The 19,436-nt window shown below is 50.8% G+C and carries 19 protein-coding genes, 1 tRNA gene and 1 pseudogene; 8 read left to right on the top strand and 13 right to left on the bottom strand.

Going from position 1 to position 19,436, the window contains the following annotated elements:
• The first annotated feature begins 57 nt into the window (after nt 1-57).
• The 4 genes and pseudogenes from EYZ66_RS00200 to EYZ66_RS00195 all read left to right on the top strand — a co-directional run bounded on the left by EYZ66_RS00200 (nt 58) and on the right by EYZ66_RS00195 (nt 4,213).
• Entirely contained in the window at nt 58-1,260 is a 1,203-nt protein-coding gene (locus EYZ66_RS00200; protein ID WP_009574584.1) for a multidrug effflux MFS transporter, read from the top strand.
• 196 nt (nt 1,261-1,456) lie between these two features.
• Entirely contained in the window at nt 1,457-1,786 is a 330-nt protein-coding gene (locus EYZ66_RS14245) for a hypothetical protein (protein WP_083814313.1), read from the top strand.
• 18 nt (nt 1,787-1,804) lie between these two features.
• Nucleotides 1,805-2,005: pseudogene (locus EYZ66_RS14325) on the top strand (TonB-dependent receptor plug domain-containing protein); the annotation flags it as partial.
• 159 nt (nt 2,006-2,164) lie between these two features.
• Nucleotides 2,165-4,213, top strand: coding sequence for a TonB-dependent receptor (locus tag EYZ66_RS00195; protein WP_342353805.1), 2,049 nt, complete (start codon nt 2,165-2,167; stop codon nt 4,211-4,213).
• A 614-nt stretch (nt 4,214-4,827) separates the two neighbouring features.
• On the opposite strand, the gene EYZ66_RS00190 is transcribed toward EYZ66_RS00195, so the two are convergent.
• Nucleotides 4,828-4,904, bottom strand: a tRNA-Arg gene (locus tag EYZ66_RS00190).
• Between the two features lie 202 nt (nt 4,905-5,106).
• Here EYZ66_RS00190 and EYZ66_RS00185 point away from each other — a divergent pair.
• Nucleotides 5,107-5,721, top strand: a complete 615-nt coding sequence (locus tag EYZ66_RS00185) for an NADPH-dependent FMN reductase (protein ID WP_009576686.1) — start codon at nt 5,107-5,109, stop codon at nt 5,719-5,721.
• Between the two features lie 48 nt (nt 5,722-5,769).
• Here the strand turns inward: EYZ66_RS00185 and EYZ66_RS00180 are convergent, their stop codons facing one another.
• The 3 genes from EYZ66_RS00180 to EYZ66_RS00170 all read right to left on the bottom strand — a co-directional run bounded on the left by EYZ66_RS00180 (nt 5,770) and on the right by EYZ66_RS00170 (nt 7,740).
• Complete coding sequence (locus EYZ66_RS00180; protein ID WP_009576685.1) at nt 5,770-6,675, bottom strand: thiol:disulfide interchange protein DsbA/DsbL; 906 nt, start codon at nt 6,673-6,675, stop codon at nt 5,770-5,772.
• Nucleotides 6,676-6,774: 99 nt separating this feature from the next.
• Nucleotides 6,775-7,410 (bottom strand): c-type cytochrome, encoded by a 636-nt coding sequence (locus EYZ66_RS00175; protein ID WP_009576684.1) that lies wholly within the window; start codon nt 7,408-7,410, stop codon nt 6,775-6,777.
• Nucleotides 7,411-7,437: 27 nt separating this feature from the next.
• Nucleotides 7,438-7,740, bottom strand: coding sequence for a c-type cytochrome (locus tag EYZ66_RS00170; protein WP_009576683.1), 303 nt, complete (start codon nt 7,738-7,740; stop codon nt 7,438-7,440).
• Between the two features lie 134 nt (nt 7,741-7,874).
• On the opposite strand from EYZ66_RS00170, the gene yihA reads away from it, so the two are divergent.
• Entirely contained in the window at nt 7,875-8,510 is a 636-nt protein-coding gene (gene yihA, locus EYZ66_RS00165; protein WP_009576682.1) for a ribosome biogenesis GTP-binding protein YihA/YsxC, read from the top strand.
• On the opposite strand, the gene polA is transcribed toward yihA, so the two are convergent.
• Nucleotides 8,507-11,233 (bottom strand): DNA polymerase I, encoded by a 2,727-nt coding sequence (polA, locus tag EYZ66_RS00160; protein ID WP_009576681.1) that lies wholly within the window; start codon nt 11,231-11,233, stop codon nt 8,507-8,509. The genes yihA and polA overlap by 4 nt on opposite strands.
• A 250-nt stretch (nt 11,234-11,483) precedes the next feature.
• On the opposite strand from polA, the gene EYZ66_RS00155 reads away from it, so the two are divergent.
• Nucleotides 11,484-11,732, top strand: a complete 249-nt coding sequence (locus EYZ66_RS00155; protein ID WP_009576680.1) for a hypothetical protein — start codon at nt 11,484-11,486, stop codon at nt 11,730-11,732.
• Between the two features lie 19 nt (nt 11,733-11,751).
• Here EYZ66_RS00155 and EYZ66_RS00150 read toward each other — a convergent pair whose 3' ends face one another.
• From EYZ66_RS00150 to EYZ66_RS00135, 4 genes are read right to left on the bottom strand one after another with little or no spacing between them, the layout of a single operon-like run.
• On the bottom strand, nt 11,752-12,417 hold the full coding sequence (locus EYZ66_RS00150; protein ID WP_009576679.1) for an SCO family protein: 666 nt from the start codon (nt 12,415-12,417) through the stop codon (nt 11,752-11,754).
• Nucleotides 12,418-12,424: 7 nt separating this feature from the next.
• Nucleotides 12,425-13,330: a heme o synthase gene (cyoE, locus tag EYZ66_RS00145; protein WP_009576678.1), complete on the bottom strand. Its 906-nt coding sequence runs from the start codon at nt 13,328-13,330 to the stop codon at nt 12,425-12,427.
• A 1-nt stretch (nt 13,331) separates the two neighbouring features.
• On the bottom strand, nt 13,332-13,982 hold the full coding sequence (locus EYZ66_RS00140) for a hypothetical protein (protein WP_040817184.1): 651 nt from the start codon (nt 13,980-13,982) through the stop codon (nt 13,332-13,334).
• Nucleotide 13,983: 1 nt separating this feature from the next.
• Nucleotides 13,984-14,727 (bottom strand): SURF1 family protein, encoded by a 744-nt coding sequence (locus tag EYZ66_RS00135; protein ID WP_009576676.1) that lies wholly within the window; start codon nt 14,725-14,727, stop codon nt 13,984-13,986.
• Nucleotides 14,728-14,811: 84 nt separating this feature from the next.
• Here EYZ66_RS00135 and EYZ66_RS00130 point away from each other — a divergent pair, with 84 nt between their 5' ends.
• Complete coding sequence (locus tag EYZ66_RS00130; protein WP_009576675.1) at nt 14,812-15,051, top strand: DUF2909 domain-containing protein; 240 nt, start codon at nt 14,812-14,814, stop codon at nt 15,049-15,051.
• A gap of 1 nt (nt 15,052) precedes the next feature.
• Here EYZ66_RS00130 and EYZ66_RS00125 read toward each other — a convergent pair whose 3' ends face one another.
• The 4 genes from EYZ66_RS00125 to coxB are packed head-to-tail and all read right to left on the bottom strand — an operon-like array spanning nt 15,053 to nt 19,375.
• On the bottom strand, nt 15,053-16,015 hold the full coding sequence (locus EYZ66_RS00125; protein WP_009576674.1) for a cytochrome c oxidase subunit 3: 963 nt from the start codon (nt 16,013-16,015) through the stop codon (nt 15,053-15,055).
• A gap of 48 nt (nt 16,016-16,063) precedes the next feature.
• Nucleotides 16,064-16,624, bottom strand: a complete 561-nt coding sequence (locus tag EYZ66_RS00120) for a cytochrome c oxidase assembly protein (protein ID WP_160195541.1) — start codon at nt 16,622-16,624, stop codon at nt 16,064-16,066.
• A 16-nt stretch (nt 16,625-16,640) separates the two neighbouring features.
• Nucleotides 16,641-18,203, bottom strand: coding sequence for a cytochrome c oxidase subunit I (gene ctaD, locus EYZ66_RS00115; protein WP_040816345.1), 1,563 nt, complete (start codon nt 18,201-18,203; stop codon nt 16,641-16,643).
• 17 nt (nt 18,204-18,220) lie between these two features.
• Nucleotides 18,221-19,375 (bottom strand): cytochrome c oxidase subunit II, encoded by a 1,155-nt coding sequence (coxB, locus tag EYZ66_RS00110; protein ID WP_009575354.1) that lies wholly within the window; start codon nt 19,373-19,375, stop codon nt 18,221-18,223.
• Nucleotides 19,376-19,436 lie beyond the last annotated feature (61 nt).

Here is a 19,436-nt window from a genome sequence, read left to right as displayed (position 1 = left end):
AAAATACACGGGCACTCCCTGATGCTGCTGGCCGCGCCGTGATATAGTGCGCGCCTCATGACATCCTCACATTCAAAAGCCCAAACCGAGACTTGGTGGTTTTTGCCGCTGCTGGCATTTTCTGTGGCCGTGGCACCGCTCAGCATCGACATGTATTTGCCCGCCATGACCCTTATGGGCGAAGCACTGAATGCCTCGGTAGCCCAAATGCATCTGAGCTTAAGCGCTTATTTGTTGGGCTACGCCTCGTTTCATCTGCTCAGCGGCCCGCTCGCTGACAGTTATGGCCGAAAAACCTTGTTGCTTGCCGGTTTCGGACTCTACGTTTTAGGCTCGCTAGGTTGTGCGCAGTCTGAGAGCATCGAAACGTTAATAGGCTTCAGAGTCTTGCAAGGCATCGGCGGATGTGTCGGCCCGACACTCGCCAGAACCATCGCGCGAGATGTTTATGGGCCCGTCGATGCAGCTCGTGCAATATCCCTGGTTGCTATGATGATGGCCGTCGCGCCAGCAGTCGCGCCATTGGCTGGCGGCTTCGTGCTACTTGTGTGGGAATGGCCCTTTATTTTTTATACCCTGGCGGTTTACGGTGTTATCAACTGCCTACTCATTTTTTATCTGCTGAACGAGACACTGCCGGTTAAGCACGCGTTCAGACCAAAAGTCATTCTGGCGAACTATGCTGAATTGCTAAAACACTCCCAGTTTTTGTGGATTTCGGGAGGCGCATCCCTAAACTACGGCGCGCTCATGACCTTTTTGCCCTCTGCGCCCTTTGTCTTCATCACATTAATGGGTCTAAAACCGCAGCACCTCGCATTTATTTTTGTCGGCACCGTCAGTGGCTACATGATCGGCAACGCGGTCTCTGCTCGGGCCAGCTACCGATTTGACTCAAAACACATCATGTTAGTCGGCGCTTGCCTATCCGTGCTGGCCACCCTAGGGATGTGCATTGGGTACTGGCTAGCCCCCATGAGCATTGGCGCGGTAGCTGGCCCCATGGTGCTGTATTCGGCAAGCTTGGGCTTGGTGCACCCCCATGCTATGGCTCTAGCGCTCAGACCCTTTGGCCACATCGCCGGCACTGGCTCATCGTTACTAGGGTTCATTCAGATGACCACATCCGCTTTAGCAAGTGCTTTTGTCGGGCAGTTTTTGGTCGATTCAGCCTGGCCAATGCTTGTCGGGATGCTTGGCTTTACCGTATTGGGTTTGACCACTTTGCTCGCGGCAAATAGAGCTGTACGACTATCTTAAGCCTCAAACCACGCCTGCGTTCAACACGAGCTAAGCGACCTCGGCTGCGGCATCCGCTCTTTCCTTAAACTGTGCTTTTTTGACACAAAAACTGCTGATAAGAAAAATGTTCAAACTTTGAGTATTATTCCCGTACTTTGAGTTTACAAGCCGTATTCACTCGCCTAGACTCAAGGTAAGCCATTACCAATAATTAATGTTAAATGGGAAAGGCTCAAGCAATAAGACCAATAAAGGAGAGTTCAGCACATGGTTAAAGCGATCAGCTACACCTTCACGCCGTTTGGCGAAATTCACTCTGGCGCCTCTCGTACTCGCGATTTCGACTGCGACCGTGGCCCAACAAGATTCACAACTCGAGGAAGTTGTAATCACCGGTAGTTACATTAAATCTACCGGCGAAGATGAGGCCTCACCCGTAGAAGTTCTAAACTCTGACTACATCGTCAACTCGGGCGCAGTCGATGTTGGTGAATTAACCAGCAAGCTTTCGGTTAGCTCTGGTACCGAGAACAATCCTGACTAGTTCACTTCGGGCGAAACGCAAGGTACTAGCAACATCAACCTGCGCGGCTTGGGTTTAAGTTCGACCTTGGTTCTGGTTAACGGCAAACGTCAAACCATCGCCGCAGCCGTAGCAAACGACGGTAGCGTGTTTGTCGATACCAGCACAATTCCAATGGCGGCGCTCGAGCGCGTCGAAATTCTAAAAGAGGGCGCAACCGCAACCTACGGCTCTGACGCGGTAGCGGGTGTGGCCAACTTTATTCTGCGCAAAGACGTTGAAGGCATCGAAATTTCGACCGGCTATGAAGAAATCACAGACGGTGGTGCCGGTAAATATGACGTTAACTTTTTGGCGGGCTTTGGTAACGATACAACGCGTGTCACCGTCGCTGGCACCATGATCAAGCAGGATTCGTTGAGCTCGGCGGAACGTCCTTACACTACCGAGAATGCGATAAGCGGATTAGGAAGAAGCTTTTTGACCTTACCGGCGCTTCCTTTCATTCCCAATGATGTAGACGAAACAAACGGAAGCGGAGACTACGCAGGCGTTTATGACGCGTATGTGACTGTGCCAGACCCAAACTGCGTTGCAAACGCTGGATTACTTAGCCCTGGGCTAGCAGGGGCGGGCGCCACGTGTGGATTTTTATATGGTCCCCGATTCAACATCGTTAACGAGGAGGAGAAATCTCAACTGTACGCCAACCTCACCCACGAGTTAAGCGATACTCTGAGCATGACGGCAGAGTTAGGCTGGACTCATCACGAAGTGCTCGACAACCCTCAGTCGCCTTCTTACCCTAACTTGACGTTCCCACTAATTTTCCCAGGGACAGGTGGCAGCCCATTCGATCGCCCAGTTCAGTGGTACGGGCGGCCCCTTGGCGCTGAAGCGCCTTCACCCTTGGCACCTCGCGACAGCGAAGCCATTCGCGCTAGCTTACAGTTAGACGGCGAGCTGAATAACGGCTGGAACTGGATGGGCGCATTGACCTATTCCGAGAACGATCGTGTAGCACGCCAGCCTGACACCATCGCTTCACGCTTGAACGCCGCTATCGCGGGCAACGGTGGGACCAGTGGTAACGAGACCTTCAACCTGTTTGACCCGAGCGCCAACTCGCAAGAGTTAATCGATTGGATGAGTCACCTAACCTACACCAACCGTAAAACCGAAATGACAGTGGCAGATTTTGTGGTCAGCGGGGAGCTGTTCGACATGGCAGCAGGCCCTGTCGGTTTCGCGGCCGGGGCGCAGTGGCGTGACGAGAGCTATGCGGTTAAGCGCGACGATATCTACACCCAAACCAACGATCCCGTGACTGGCGATTTGATCCCAGTTGACTTGATCTTCTTGGGTGGTGGTACACCAGTCGATGTGTCGCGTGACTCTTATGCCCTGTTTGCCGAGGCCAACTTACCGCTAACAGACACACTAGAGGCGAGTGTTGCTGTACGTTACGAGAACCTCTCGTCGGACAGCAGTGTAGACCCCAAGTTGTCCTTGCGCTGGCAAGCGACCGACAAGCTAGTGCTGCGCGCATCGGCGTCATCGGCCTTCCGCGAGCCGTCATTGGTACAACTGTACAACCAAGGCACCTCACTGCAAGGACTCGATGACCCTAACGTCGCTGGCAATAGGGCAAGTTTCGTTCGTGTCAACGCGCGGGGAAACACTAATTTACAGCCCGAAACTTCGACGAACATTAACATCGGTGCCGTTTACGACGTCACTGACAATTTAACAGTTCGTCTCGACTACTGGAGCTTCGATTACGAGGATGTAATCACAGTTGAAAATGCTCAGGGCAAACTAGACGCATTACCCGATGGACCCGATGTGATTCGCGATGCGACTGGAACTCTTGGCGGCGTAAATGTTGAATATATCAACGCAGAAACTGTAGACACGGACGGTATCGACCTTTCTATTGACTGGTCTGGCTCTACTGAACTTGGTGAAATCGGCCTGTCCTTGGCGGCAACCCGCTTTTTAAGCTACGAGATCCCGTGCACTGCAACGCTATCAGCAGCACAGCGTGGCTGTACTGGAACCTCAGGCACGCAGGACGTTGTGGGTTACTTCAACTACGACAACTTTGCGCGCTCAATGCCTGAAACCAAAGTCAACGTTACCGCCAATTGGTCACGTAATAATCACAAAGTCGCACTGATGGGCTTTTACACCTCAAGCTATGAAACCACTCGTGGTGGCATCCCAGCAGGTTATAGTTCTAGCATCGACTCTTGGTTAACGCTTGATCTGCAATACGCGTACAGCTTTGAAGTCGGTGGTACCGAGGCAATCTTAACCTTAGGTGCTAAGAACCTGACTGACGAAGACGCACCCAAGCTCTACGACGCGGCAAACTTCAGCTACGATCCTAAGCATCACGACCCACGCGGTCAGATTGTTTATGGGCGTATCAAGTTTGCTCTGTAAGACTTAGACACGATCAAAGCCCTGTGCGTAGGCATGGGGCTTTTTTTTGCCTACAGGTGCAGCGAAGGAGGAGTTAAAAGATTGTTAGGCTCTTAGATCCATACCTTTGATAATAACCACTGTCGCACCACGCAGCTGCCATGCCCCAGGTCTGACGCCGAGCTGCTTGATGAAGGTCTCCACGCGCGATACCAATCCGTTTAAGGCTGCTGAGATTGAGGTTATCAACCCTTGGGAGCTTCAGTGATAACTTTTTAGAGAAAGATGTTACCTATGTCTCTGGTATACCGCCCGGAGAGATGGATTCGCGCCATCCATGGCGCTCAGGCGGAGGCCGCAGGCTTTGCCCGGCGCCCAAATCGGCTATCCTGCCGATTTGTCGAACTCCTCCGTTCGAACTCTTTACCCATGAACCATAAACGACAAAGCCCCCTTGAAGGGGGCTCATCGCCCGGAGAGATGGATTCGCGCCATCCATGGCGCTCAGGCTACGCCCGCCGGCACAGCCGGCGCCCAAATCGGCTATCCTGCCGATTTGTCGAACTCCTCCGTTCGAACTCTTTACCCATGAACCATAAACGACAAAGCCCCCTTGAAGGGGGCTTTGTCGTTTATGGCCCGCCCGGAGAGATTCGAACTCCCGACACCCAGGTTCGAAGCCTGGTGCTCTATCCAGCTGAGCTACGGGCGGAGGCGTGCAGTATAGGGAATTCGCAAGAATTAGGCTAGTGCGAAAAGGGCGTCACCACTAAATTGCGTGCAATATCCACGATAAAATAATGACCCTAATTCGCAACTATGCGCAGAAAGACTAAATACCCAAGATGACACCCAGCACGACTGACTTTATAGTGGCGCAACATTCTTTTAACTTACATCACAGTGGACGAAACATGAAGATCGGCATTATTTCGGGCAGTCACCGACAAGATTCACAAAGCGCTAAGATCGCGAATTACCTAGCTAAGTTACTGGGTGAAACACATCCAAAGATCGGAACATGGATTCACGATTTAGGTAAAGAGCCGCTACCCATGTGGGACGAAGCACTGTTCACCGGCGGTGAGCATTGGGCGCCTTTAGCGAAGCTTCGGGAACAATGCGCAAGCACCGATGGCTTTATCATCATTGCCCCCGAATGGCATGGTATGGCACCTGCGGCCGTTAAGAACTTTTTCTTAGTGCTAGGTAATGCGGGTGAGATAGCGCACAAACCCGGACTTTTAGTATCACTGTCGGTATTAACCGGCGGCGCTAATGCCCTGTGCGAATTACGCATGAGCAGCTATAAAAACTCGCGCATTTGCTATATCCCAGAACAATTGGTCATTCGCAATGTCATGGGTGTCTTCAACGATGACGCCAGCGCCAACAATCCTGAAGAGCACGACTACTTTGTTGATCGCGGCAAGTACGCGCTTAATCAGCTCGTTGAATATGCTCGCGCGTTAAAGTTAGTTAGAGACAGTGGCGCAGGTGATTTAGCGCCATTTCCCAACGGAATGTAAGAGAAATAAAGGGCGCCCTGTGGCGCCTTCATTCAACTATTCAGCAGGTTAATTTCCAGCTTTGATCCGACGCTCTCGCTCCACCAAAGCATCTGCAATTTTGAGCATATTTGCCTGACTGCCGGCTTTACGTGTTGAAATGCGGTACTTACCGTTCACGACCAACTCGGGTGTACCGCTGATCGCGGCTTGTCGCATGACAGCTTCCGCTTTTGTTACCTGCGAACCCACGCCAAAAGATTTAAAGGCCTTATTAAAGTCGCTCTCGGACACGCCTTGTGACTCAAAAAACCTCACCACCTGCGCCTCGGTGGATAAGGGGTTACGATCTACGTGCATCGCTTGAAAAATGGCTTTGTGCATTGTGTCCCCCAGACCTAAGGCCTCGATGGCGAAAAACACCTGAGCATGAAACTTCATGGTGCCATTCCAGATCGCTGGCGAAGGCTGAAAGTCCACATAGTTCGCGAGGTTTTTCTTCCATGCGGTCAGCAAAGGTTCAAAGCTGTAGCAGTGACCGCAGCCGTACCAGAAAAATTCACGAACCTCAATTTTATCAGGGTTGGCGGTTCGGAAAGGAGGCACAACTAAATCGTAATGCTCACCCTCTTTATAGTTGTCGTCGATGGCAGGCGCTTGCGGTTTAACGTTGGACGCCACAGCACTCGCTAGCTCGGTTTTTACTTCTTCAACCTTTGCTTGCACCGTTGACTCGACTTTCTGGCTCACCTCTTGCGCTATTTCTGTCACTTCCACAGCAATTTGTTCAGCACTCGCTTCGGCCTGAGCTAACTCGTTTTGGGGCGCTTTGACTTGTGTTTCAACAGGCGCTTGCTGGGCTTGTTCTTGCGCGGCCACGGATTCTGTTGCGGGGGCTGGCGGCGCGTCGTCTGACGCACAGGCGGTGAATAAGATCGAGACGAGCGCAATGCCGATGAGTTTCTGCAATTTCATAATGGACTCCTAGTAAAGTCTTCACGTTCTGGACGGCATAATAACAATTTTGGCAAAAAAAAGGCGGCTTACACGCCGCCTTTTCACCTAACGCACTGCTTACTCAGCGATCAAGCCCGAAGCGTAGCTTGCCACCGCTTTGATCTGAGCGTCCGATAAACCGCGAGCCGTAGCGCGCATGATTTTCGTGTCACCGTCGTTTGTTCGGCCCGCGGGGTCATCGTAGCCCGTACGGTACATAGTCAGCTGTGCAGCGATGTAGTCGGCGTGCTGACCAGCCAAACGAGGATATCCCGCAGGCGCCAATCCTTTACCATTGGGCCCATGGCACGCGATACATGCAGCAACACCCGTACTGGCGTTACCACCGTTGTAGATCTTTTTACCAAGCTCGACGAGCGCTGGATCCGCTTTTGCACCCGTTATCGCTTGCGATGCGTAGAAAGCGGCTATATCGGCCAAATCTTGGTCTGATTTACCGTTGAGCATTCCTGTCATTTGGACAATATTACGATTGCCGTCACGAACGTCGAGCAACTGCTTATAGAGATATTTGGCACCCTGACCTGCAAGTTTGGGAAAGTTAGGGGCTGCACTGTTGCCGTCCGGACCGTGGCAAGCTGAGCACATCATAAGCTGAGCTTTGCCCCGATTTGCGTCGCCTTCAGGCATAAGGGTTGCTGCGTTGGCAAAGCCGCTGATCGACAAAAGGGCAACTAAAACTAAATTTTTCATAAGGATCTCGTTACAACTATCGTAATGTTATTGCGGCGAAGCCATGTAGGTGATTAGAGCCGCGTATTGCTCATCTGTGCAGGTCATACACATGCCTTTCGGAGGCATCGCGCCTTTTCCGTTCTTAACTGACACAACTAAGGCGTCGATACCGTTTGCTAAGCGAGCTTCCCATGCGGCAACATCACCCGCTTTTGGCATGTTAGGCATATTGGCGGCGTGACAAAAAACACAGCTTTTACCGTAAATCTCTTTTACTGCGGCCGTATCGATTTCCGCATTTGCGAAACCGGCAGCCAAAAACGACAATACCAAGAGCATCTTCTTCATACTGCGACCTCCAGATCGTAGATTAATTGCAGAACACTGACTGCTGTGGAATCTTTTTGCTTAGATCGAGCCCCGTAAGCAAAGCTGTGGCATTATATACAAAACTGCTATCACAACAAAGTTGAAAGGGCTTTATGGACACAAATATTGATCTAGTCGCACCTGAAAAGCCCCGCTACGAGCAGGCGGAGTTTCTGGCAAGCGCGGCCAAGTTCCATCAATGCCCTGCCGATTTAGGGTGGGAAGTCGCTTTTGCCGGACGCTCAAATGCTGGCAAATCGAGTGCGATCAACAGTCTGACGAAAAATAAAAAGCTTGCGCGAACGTCTAAAACCCCAGGGCGTACGCAATTACTGAACTTCTTCAGCTTAAGCGAACAGCAGCGACTGGTGGATTTACCCGGATACGGTTTTGCGAAAGTGCCCGTGGCGATGAAGAAGGCGTGGACGGAGCAATTAGAGACCTATCTACAGGAGCGCGCCTCGCTGAAAGGACTGATCTTGTTAATGGATATTCGCCATCCGTTACAACCTTTTGACGAACAGTTGATTAACTGGGCATTATCGGCAGACATGCCCTGTCATATCCTTCTGACGAAGGCCGACAAGCTAAAACGTGGCCCTCAGCAATCCACCAAGCTTCAAGTAGAAAAGGTACTAAAACCCCGCGGCGGAAAAATAACAGTACAAACGTTTTCGTCACTAAAGCACCAAGGCCACGAAGCCTTGATCGCAAAGCTGGACGAATGGCTTACCCAGGATTTGGCTTAGTGCGCCTCCTCCCAGTTATCACCAAGGCCCACTTCGACCAGTAAAGGTACGGCCAGTTGCGCGGCAGATTCCATAGCAGTAATGACCCCAGCTCGTAGCGCATCAAGCTCGTGCTTGGGCACTTCAAAAACCAATTCATCGTGAACCTGCATGATCATCTTGGACTCCAGGCTCGAATCGCGCAAAAACCGATCAACCGCTAGCATAGCCTTCTTGATGATATCGGCCGCGCTGCCCTGCATTGGTGCGTTAATGGCAGTGCGCTCGGCCGCTTGCACACGCATTTTATTGCGCGCATTGATTTCGGGCAGGTAGAGTCTGCGTCCGAAGATGGTCTCGACGTATCCCCTTTCATGCGCACCTTGTCGCGTGCGATCCATGTAGTCCAACACCCCGGGATAACGTTGAAAATAAGTGTCGATATACGCCTGAGATTCGGCGCGCCCTATGTGCAACTGCTTAGCTAGCCCAAAGGCCGACATGCCATAGATCAAACCAAAATTGATGGCTTTTGCACTACGGCGCTGGTCACTTGTGACCTCGTCAAGCGCAACACCAAACACCTCGGCCGCCGTCGCAGCGTGAACATCCAAACCCTCGTTGAATGCAGTCAACAAGCCCGCATCACCCGACAAATGCGCCATAATCCGGAGCTCAATTTGAGAGTAGTCTGCCGCCACAATGACGTGATTTTCTGGCGCAATAAAGGCTTTGCGTATGGCTCGGCCTTCAACGCTTCGAATAGGGATATTTTGAAGATTAGGATCTGACGACGAAAGTCGCCCCGTGGCGGTAACTGCTTGATGATAGGATGTATGTATCCGCCCAGTACGCGGGTTAATCAAGGTCGGTAGCTTATCGGTATAAGTTGACTTTAGCTTCGCCAAACCCCGATATTCCAGCAACACCTTCGGCAGTGGGTAGTCTAAAGCAAGCTCAACTAACACCTCCTCACCGGTAGAAGGCGCCCCCTTAGGGGTTTTTTTAATAATCGGTAGCTTAAGCTCATCGAACAGGATTTCGCCGAGTTGTTTTGTCGATCCTAAATTAAAAGGGCGACCCGCCAAATCGTGGGCCTCGGCTTCCAATTCAATCAGTCTGGCACCGATAACAGAGCTCTGTTGTTGCAATATCTCACGTGATACCAAAGCGCCGTTGCGCTCGATGCTCTGCAGCACGGGCGCTAATGGGAGCTCAATATCTGTGTAAACCGTATGCAAAGACTCAGTGGCCGTGAGTTGATTAGTGAGATATTCGTAGAGTTGCCAAGTAATATCGGCGTCTTCACACGCATAGGGTACCGCCTGCTCAAGACTGACTTGATTAAAGGTTAACTGCTTAGCACCTTTACCCGCGACATCCTCAAACGATATTGTTCTTCGACCCAAATATCGCTCAGCCAGACTATCCATGTCATGACGGCCGCCGACCGAGTCAAGTACATAAGATTCCAGCATCGTGTCACCGGCAAAGCCTCGCAAAGCGATCCCGTAATTAGCTAATACGTGCATGTCATATTTCAGGTGCTGTCCGACCTTTTGGTATTGCGGGTCTTCAAGCAGATCTTTTAATTGATTTAACACATAGTCGCGTGACAGCTGGTCAGGCGCGCCGGGATAATCGTGTGCGACCGGTACATAGCAAGCGACCCCAGGCTCTGCACAAAAACTCAGCCCAACGAGTTCAGCTTCCATATAATCTAAGCTATTGGTTTCGGTATCAAACGCGAATGTACCCGCCTCCTTTAGCACCGAGATCCATTGTGCTAAAGCTTGCTCGGTAGTCACGCAATCGTATTGAGTTTGTGCGGGCGCTATCGGCGCGGGCTCTGCCCTTGTCACCGTTGCAGAAGCGTCGATTTCAGCGAGCCATGACCGAAACTCGAGCTCTTGATACCAATGAGACAGCGCCGCCGTGTCGGGCTGATCGTTGCGTAAATCTGCGGGCGCAAAGGCTAACTCGACGTCAAGCTTTATGGTGGCTAAGGTATATGACATATAAGCAGCGTCGCGCTCTGCCTCGAGTTTGGCCGCTAATGATTTTGCGCCGCGTATAGGCAAATCGGCAACCCGATCTAGATTGGCGTAAATATCATCCAATCCCCCCAACCCCTGTATTAACCCGAGCGCCGTTTTCTCACCAACACCCGCAACACCCGGGATGTTGTCGACTTTGTCGCCCATAAGCGCCAAGTAGTCGATCATCTTGTCGGGACCAAAACCGTATTTCTCCATCACTCCGGCAGGGTCTAGGCGCGTATCGCTCATCGTGTTTACAAGCGTGACATGCTGATCCACGAGCTGCGCCATATCCTTATCGCCAGTAGACACAATGACGTCCATGCCCTGTTCTGAGGCCTGCTTTGCTAACGTTCCTATGACATCATCTGCTTCAACGCCTGGCTCGCAAATGAGCGGATAACCCAGAGCTTTTACGATAGCGTGTAATGGCTCGATCTGAGTGCGCAATTCGTCTGGCATTGGAGGTCGCTGCGCCTTGTAATCAGGAAACATCTCGTCACGAAACGTGGGCCCTTTCGCGTCAAATACCACCACAATGGGGCTCGAGGCATAGTCTTGGTGCAAGCGTTTTAACATGCTCACCACGCCCTTGATCGCACCCGTTGGCTGACCCTTAGTGGTCGTCAAAGGCGGTAACGCGTGAAACGCTCGGTACAGATACGAGGAGCCGTCCACTAAGACCAATGGCGCTAAATTTTGCAAGGTCGCTTCCTTTTCATCTCATCAAATCAGTGGTTCATTAAACCGCATCAACTTTGAATTTGCCACGTTTCAAACGTGAGGAACTCGCCAGCCAAAACCCGAGTGTTACCTTAAAAAGCCAATTGTGTACTAATTACATTCGAAAACGCCAAAAAAGGTGACAACAAAGCCAGAAAACCCTTTTAAACCCTCAAATTATCGCTATAATGCGCCTCGTGTTACCCAAGGTAACAAATTGGAGGAAAATGAGATGAAAGTAACAAAAAAAGTGGTTTTCAGTGTTTTTGGTTTGATGCTAAGCGTAAGCGCACAGGCAAATATCCCGGCGCTAGCAATGGTAAGCACGGATGTCATGATCGAGAAAAGCGCAGTCAGCCTAGACAACAAGAAACACACGGCCGTGAAAGCAACCGACGTATCGTCCTCGCTCGAGCGCAAACTGCAAGCGCAACTCGACGCCAGCTTGGAGCAGCGCAATCAGTCACTTGAGAAAAAGTAACTCGCGAATCCCGGCAGGGTTAAAAACCCTGCCTGTCCCAATCTGCGACCATAGAGCGCAGTGTCAGTTTCATTTTTGGTAAATCAAGCGGTGCTTTAACGAAACCGTGATAGTCGCCTCGAGGGTTGATCAGCACAATATTGGCGCTATGATCCATCTGATAGTTTTCCCCACCTCCCGGCACACGCCGAAAAGGGGTATTGAGCTCCGTTGCAAATCGGTGAATATCTAAGAATTCGCCGGTGACGCCCAAAAAGTCGGGATTAAAAAAGGGGACATAGGAGGCGAGCTGCTCAACCGAATCTCGACCAGGATCGACGGTAACCATCACAACCTGGAACTGATCTTCAACCTCAGTGCCCTCGATAAGCTGCATAAACTCGTTCAACTCAACCATAGTGGTAGGGCAGATATCAGGGCAGAACGTGAACCCGAAAAAAACCAAGGTCCATTGCCCCGTCACAGACTCTCGCGTAAATGGAGCGCCGGTATGATCTACCAGCGAAAAATCGGTGACTTGGCGCGGCTGCTGAAATACCATCGTGCCGTTGGCTTGCATCTCTGCGGGAGACAGAATGGTGGGCTGGAAAATACGCGATATAAAGCCCACCACAATAAGCACGATGAAGGCCAATACGACGATTACCGTCCTCTTTATTCCGGATGCTTGAGCTGCCGTTGTCATATCAACCTCACAAAGTCGCTGTCGGGTAGATATAGTGGTCTACCAACATAACCACAAACAGTAATAACAAATACAAAATCGAATATTTAAATGTCTGGATGGGCGCATCTTCTCGCCAGTGAAACATCATAGCGAGAGCCCAGTACAAAAAGACCAAACCCAAAATAACCGCACCTGCCAGATAAATCGGCCCGCTCAATCGCGTGACAAAGGGTAAAACCGTAATGATGAACATGACGATGGTGTAGAGAAGGATGTGTAAACGAGTGAACGCATCGCCATGTGTCACAGGTAGCATAGGAATATCAACTAGGGCATATTCTTCTTTGCGGTGAATAGCTAACGCCCAAAAGTGGGGGGGGGTCCACGCAAAAATAATCAGGGCCAGCAACAAGCCATGGCCATGTACCTCACCGGTAACAGCGGTCCAGCCCAGCAATGGTGGCGCAGCGCCGGCTAGACCACCTATCACGATGTTTTGTGGCGTCGCCCGCTTCAAAAACATGGTGTAAATGAAGGCATATCCCACTAACGAGGCTAAGGTGAGCCACGCCGTCAGCGCATTTACCCACAATAAAAGGATTGCCATCCCGATGGCACCCAGAGCGGCCGCGAAGATCACCGCTTGTGTGCTCGAGACCACGCCCGTGGCAACGGGTCGATTCGCTGTGCGCGCCATCTTCGTATCGATGCGGTGGTCAATAACATGGTTCACGGCAGCGGCGGCGCCCGCGCACAGTGCGATACCTAGGTTACCGAGAACGAGGGGTTGCCAAGGTACCCAGCCGTCGACCGCCATAAACATTCCAATGACAGACGTTACAATCATTAGAGCCACGACGTTCGGTTTGGTCAGCGTGTAAAAATCTTTAAACCTTGGGCGGGTCGCCACTGTGGCGGAGCTAGTGGCCATTTTAATCACCTGAGTTCTTCAACAAAAATTTTAAATCGGAGGTTACATCTTTGTAGTGCGTGCCAAGATCGAAAGACATCATCATCCAGCCTGCAGGATCTGCCAGAAACCACGTCCCAGCGCGAACATCACCAAACAACGTATGAAAAGAATCCGTGTTTAAGACCAGTAAAGGCATGCCTTTATGTTGCACTTCAAGATAGGAGCCTAAGGTTGCCGCGGTTGCAGACTCAGTCTCTCCCTGAATCTGTGGGACGGGAGCATCCACATCGACTACCTCAGCGCTGACGAACACTCGACGGACGCGACCAAACTCTTTTCCTAGGCCCACATGAATTTGTCGCGTTGTGTATAGCGTGGACACACATTGTGCGTCGCATTGCGCCGGCACGGGAATTACGAGAGTCCACTGATGTTTGTCGCTCAAGAACTTCGCCTTGGCACCAAACTGGTTTTCAAATGGCTGATCGACTAACTGGATTGGTGGGTTCAATAAGGTACCGTGATTTGAAGTACCCAACATATCGACAATATCAATGTCACCACGTGCAACAAAATACCAAAGCCAAGTGGCCGCCAAAATCATGGTGACGGGCAAGCCAATAATACTCAGCAATACTATGCGGTTACCTGTTAATCCCTGCTGTGACATATCAATCCTCGTTGTTACCACGAAGTAAGGCCCAAACGTTACTCGACCGATGGATAAATAGAAGAGCCAACACAAAGGCCATACTGAACCATTGTATGGCATAGCCTAGGTGCTTGGCATCGGAAATATTGACGACTGGCCAAGAGGCATCAAAGGCAGTGGGGTCGTCCGACAATAAGCGTACTAGATGAGGAAACACCTCAGAGCCGCCGATGACTAGAGTGCTTAGCGACTCAATATCAACTGATTGAATGGTTACCAAAGGCGAACTCGCATCGAGGGTATCAGGCTCTAACAGATAAGGTTTGCCCGGAGGGACATAAATACGGCCCTCGATTGCTGTCACCGTTGGGCGCTGGGGTATCTGGGTGGGTCGTTGGCGCGCAGGGTCTGCCGGCACCCAGCCTCGATTAACGAAGTAAACTTGGTTATTTTCAGCCCGAAATAACTGAACAACATCATTACCAAATCGACCACTTTTGATTTGGTTATCCAGCAAAAATACGCGCGGCAAATACGAACCTGATACCCTGATCTTCCGACCTGACAGGTCATCTGTGTCTAAGCCGGTAAGTTCCTCTGGCGCGAGTGCAGGTGCTGCATCCTTCACTGCAGCATTAGCTGCGAGAGTGCGTTTCTCATCTGCACGTCCTAGCTGCCAAAAACCTAGAGCCAAAAAAATAGGCAATGCCACTACCACGAATAAGGTCAGTCGCCACTCGAAGTCAAAACGTAGTCTAGGCATCGTCTTAGCCCTGCAGTTCAGAAGCTGAGCGCATAAGCACAGAGTCCGCTATACTGGTAACCAAATTCGTCAAGGGTACTCGTTATGCTCAAAATAATCATCGCGGTGCTAATGGTAGCGCTTGTGGCCAGTCTTGGCAGTGGATTTTACTTTTTAATGACGGACCAAGGCGACAAAAACAGCCGAAGAACCTTCCATTCGCTAGGCGCCCGACTGTCTCTCGCCATCGCGCTGATTTGTGTCATTGTTTATGGAGTCGCGACCGGCCAATTGGGTCACAGAAACCCGTGGGATGCTGGCCCGCAAGCGGGCCAGACTGAATAGCTTATAAAATGTAGACGAACAGGAACAAACCAACCCAAACCACATCGACAAAGTGCCAGTACCAAGACGACGCTTCAAAACCGAAGTGGTCGTCCGTGGTGAAGTGGCCGGCTTTTAGTGAGCGAATCAACTGAATGGCTAGCATCACCGTACCCATGGCAACGTGGAACCCATGGAAGCCTGTCAGCATGAAGAAGGTCGACCCGTAAATACCCGAGTTCAAGGTCAAACCAAAGTGCGCGTAAGCCTCGTAGTATTCCAAAACTTGCAGTGCCAAGAAAATCGCGCCTAACGCAACGGTAATGCCCAGCCACAAGTTAAAACGACCACGGTTACCCGACAACAAACCCTCGTGGGCGATGTGCACTGTGCCACTTGAAGTTAACAGGATAATGGTGTTCCACATCGGCAACCACTGGTACCACGCTTCTACTTCGGCAAACGCCATCGATTTGTGCGCGCTGGTAAAGGTGCCCATATTCGCCATGACCTGATTCGATACACCGCCAACCGCTTCTTGGGGTGTCTGCATCATGGGCCAGCTGTATTGAAAACCTTCCCATAACAAGTGGTTCCAAGCACCTCCCTCGCCTTCACCAGCCAACCAGGGGCCTGCAAGCGTTCGCACATAGAACAGTGCGCCAAAAAACGCTGCGAAGAACATCACCTCCGAGAAGATGAACCAGAACATACCGATAACGTAGGATTTTTTGAGCTGAGCGCTATTCATCCCAGCTAGGTTTTCTTTGATCGTTGTTCTAAACCAGCTGAACAGCACCGCCGCAAAAATACATAAACCGACGTACATCGTGGTGAAAGAAGCCTCTCCATCACCGAATGTTGATTGGTTCATCGCGGTAGCAGCACCGAATGTGCTCGTAATAAGGCCGATAGTGGCTAACACCGCCATCGAGCTTTTCTCGGGCACGTAATACTTTTCGTGCGTTGTTGCCTGATCACTCATTGTGTTTCTCCCTGAAACCAAACGCGCTCCACCCCCCGGGCTAGCGCACTACCGAGCCGCCACACTCCCGTTAACAGCATCGGTTACATCAAAAATGGTATACGACAAGGTTATTGTCTGTATGTCTTTGGGTAAATCTTGATCAACAATAAATTGTAAGGGCATCTCAGCATTCGCGTTCGCCTGCAGTGGTTGCTGATTAAAGCAAAAGCATTCCGTTTTATGAAAATACTTAACCGCTCGTGAAGGTGAAATACTGGGAATGGCTTGCGCCACCATATCTTTCGGCAAAGGGTTACGAGCAAAAAAGACCGTATCATTTACCGCACCTGGGTGTACTTTCATAGCAGTAACACTTGGGCCAAACTCCCATGGCATGCCTTCGTTGTTGGTGGCAACAAATTGTACCGTAATTGTGCGCGACTCATCGACCGCAACCGGCACCGAGGTATATTGCGACCCATCGGTTTTACCGTTAATGCCTAGAGCGTCACACAATACATTATACAGAGGCACCATTACGACAAACACAAACGCAAACATTGCGATAGCCACCGCCACTAATTTGGCGGTGGTATCAATAGTTGGATTGTTACTTACTCGTATCATTGATCAACTACCTGTCTTATCGAACTGCAGGCGGTGTCTCAAAGGTGTGGTAGGGCGCGGGTGTTGCCACTGTCCACTCCAGACCTTCCGCGCCATCCCATACTTTTTCTTCGCTGGTTGGCTTACCGGCGACAATCGTAGCAATAACGTTGTATAAGAATAGGATCTGTGACGCACCGTAGATAAACGCGCCGATACTCGACATCATGTTGAAGTCAGCGAATTGCAACGCGTAGTCAGGAATTCGGCGTGGCATACCAGCAAGGCCCACGAAATGCTGCGGGAAGAAGGTAATGTTGAAGCCGACGAACGAAATCCAGAAATGCGTCTTACCCATAGTCTCGTTGTACATACGCCCACACCATTTGGGCAACCAGTAGTAAACCGCTGCTGTCATGCTGAATACCGCACCAGCCACCATCACATAGTGGAAATGAGCGACAACAAAGTAGCTGTCGTGGTACTGGAAATCAGCAGGCGCAATTGAAAGCATCAAACCTGTAAATCCACCGATAGTGAACAGTATCAAGAAACCGATACAGAACAGCATGGGCGTTTCGAAAGTCATCGAACCGCGCCACATGGTCGTGATCCAGTTGAAGACTTTTACGCCGGTAGGTACGGCAATTAGCATAGTGGCGTACATGAAGAACAGCTCACCCGCGATTGGCATGCCCACGGTGTACATGTGGTGTGCCCAAACGATGAACGACAAGAAGGCAATGGCTGCTGTTGCGTACACCATAGAGGCATAGCCAAACAAAGGCTTGCGAGAAAACGCAGGAATAATCTGCGATACCACACCAAAGGCTGGCAAAATAATGATGTACACTTCTGGATGACCAAAGAACCAGAAAACGTGCTGGAACAAGACCGGATCACCGCCGCCTGCGGCAGAGAAGAAGCTGGTGCCAAAGTGGATATCCATTAGCATCATGGTCACCGCACCAGCCAGTACCGGCATTACCGCGACCAACAAAAACGCAGTGATTAACCACGTCCACACGAACAGAGGCATCTTCATGTAGGTCATTCCGGGCGCGCGCATATTCATCACAGTCGCGATGATGTTGATCGAACCCATGATCGATGACAGACCCAATACGTGGATCGAGAAAATGAAGTATGTAACCGATGGCGGCGCGTAGGTGGTTGATAAGGGCGCGTAGAAAGTCCAGCCAAAAGCGGGCGCACCACCTTCCATGAACAGGGTGCTAGCCAAAATTAGGAATGCCGGCGGCAAAATCCAAAATGACCAGTTGTTCATGCGTGGCAGGGCCATATCTGGCGCACCGATCATCATCGGAATCATCCAGTTAGCCAAACCTACGAATGAGGGCATAATCGCCCCAAACACCATGATGAGCCCGTGCAGGGTCGTCATCTGATTGAAAAAGGCTGGCTCCACCAATTGCATACCGGGCTGAAAAAGCTCAGCACGAATGATCATGGCAAAAGCGCCACCTAAAATGAACATCGCAAACGAAAACCACAAATACATGGTTCCGATATCTTTATGGTTGGTGGTAAACAGCCACCGAGAGAGCCCTTTAGCTGGGCCGTGATGATGATCTCCCATTTGAGTAACCTCTCCGCTTAGCCTTTCTTGTGATTAAAAACATCAATGGGCTGAACCATATCGCCCATGTTATTTCCGAATGCGTTACGCTGATACGTGATAACTGCCGCCATATCAACGTCATTCATCTGGCCACCAAAGGCCTGCATTGCTGTTCCGGGAACACCGTTAACACCAATATCGAGATGCTTGGTTAGGTCGCCGGTTGCGATGGCGCTGCCTGCGATTGCTTTACCCAAGCCGCCTTCTCCGTTCATGCCGTGGCATGCGGCGCAGTAGCCTTGATAGACGTTCTTGCCTCGAGCAACCAACTCATCCATGGTGAATGTCTGTGCCATTAAAGCTTTGATTTCAGCGGCTTCCGCCTGCTTAGTCTCTAACCATGCTGCATAATCTTCTTTCGATACGACATTCACCACGATAGGCATGAACCCGTGATCCTTGCCACACAACTCAGCGCACTGGCCGCGATAAATACCGACCTCGTCAGCGCGAGTCCACGTTTCATTCACAAACCCTGGAATTGCATCACGCTTGACTGCCAACTCGGGTACCCACCAAGAGTGAATAACATCATTCGCAGTAACCAGGAAGCGCACTTTGGTATCCACAGGGATGACAACAGGCTCGTCGACTTCTAGCAAGTAATGCTCACCTTTGTCTTCGGTGTTGTAAATTTCGTCTTGAGCGGTACGTAAATTGCTGAAAAACGATACGTTTTCACCATTTTCATTCAGGTACTCGTACTTCCACTTCCATTGGTACCCTGTGATTAAAATATCCATCTCAGCTTCGTCAGTGTCATACACCTGAATCAGCGTCGATGTGGCAGGTACCGCCATACCGATCAAAATCAGGAAGGGCACGACGGTCCAAGCGATCTCGACGCTCGTGCTCTCGTGGAAATTCGACGCTTTGTAGCCTTTTGATTTGCGATGGTAAATAATTGAGTAGAACATCACCCCGAATACCACCACACCAATTACGATACAAATCCAAAGAATTGCGGTGTGTAGATCGTAAATTGCCTGCCCTGTGGCAGTCACCCCCGGTGACATATCCATTTGATTGACTTTTGACCCCGAGGCCAAAGCAGCACCGCTTAGCGCGGTAGCAATCAAGGCGGCGCCGTAAACTACTATCGCGCGCAGTCGCTCACTAATGAAACCCATTATGCTGTGTCTCCGTAAATTAATTTTGTTTGGCGTTGACCCCGCTCCCCAACACGACACC

This window comes from Aequoribacter fuscus, from assembly GCF_009910365.1.
Taxonomy (GTDB): domain Bacteria; phylum Pseudomonadota; class Gammaproteobacteria; order Pseudomonadales; family Halieaceae; genus Aequoribacter; species Aequoribacter fuscus.
This window is presented reverse-complemented; position numbering and strand designations above follow the sequence as displayed.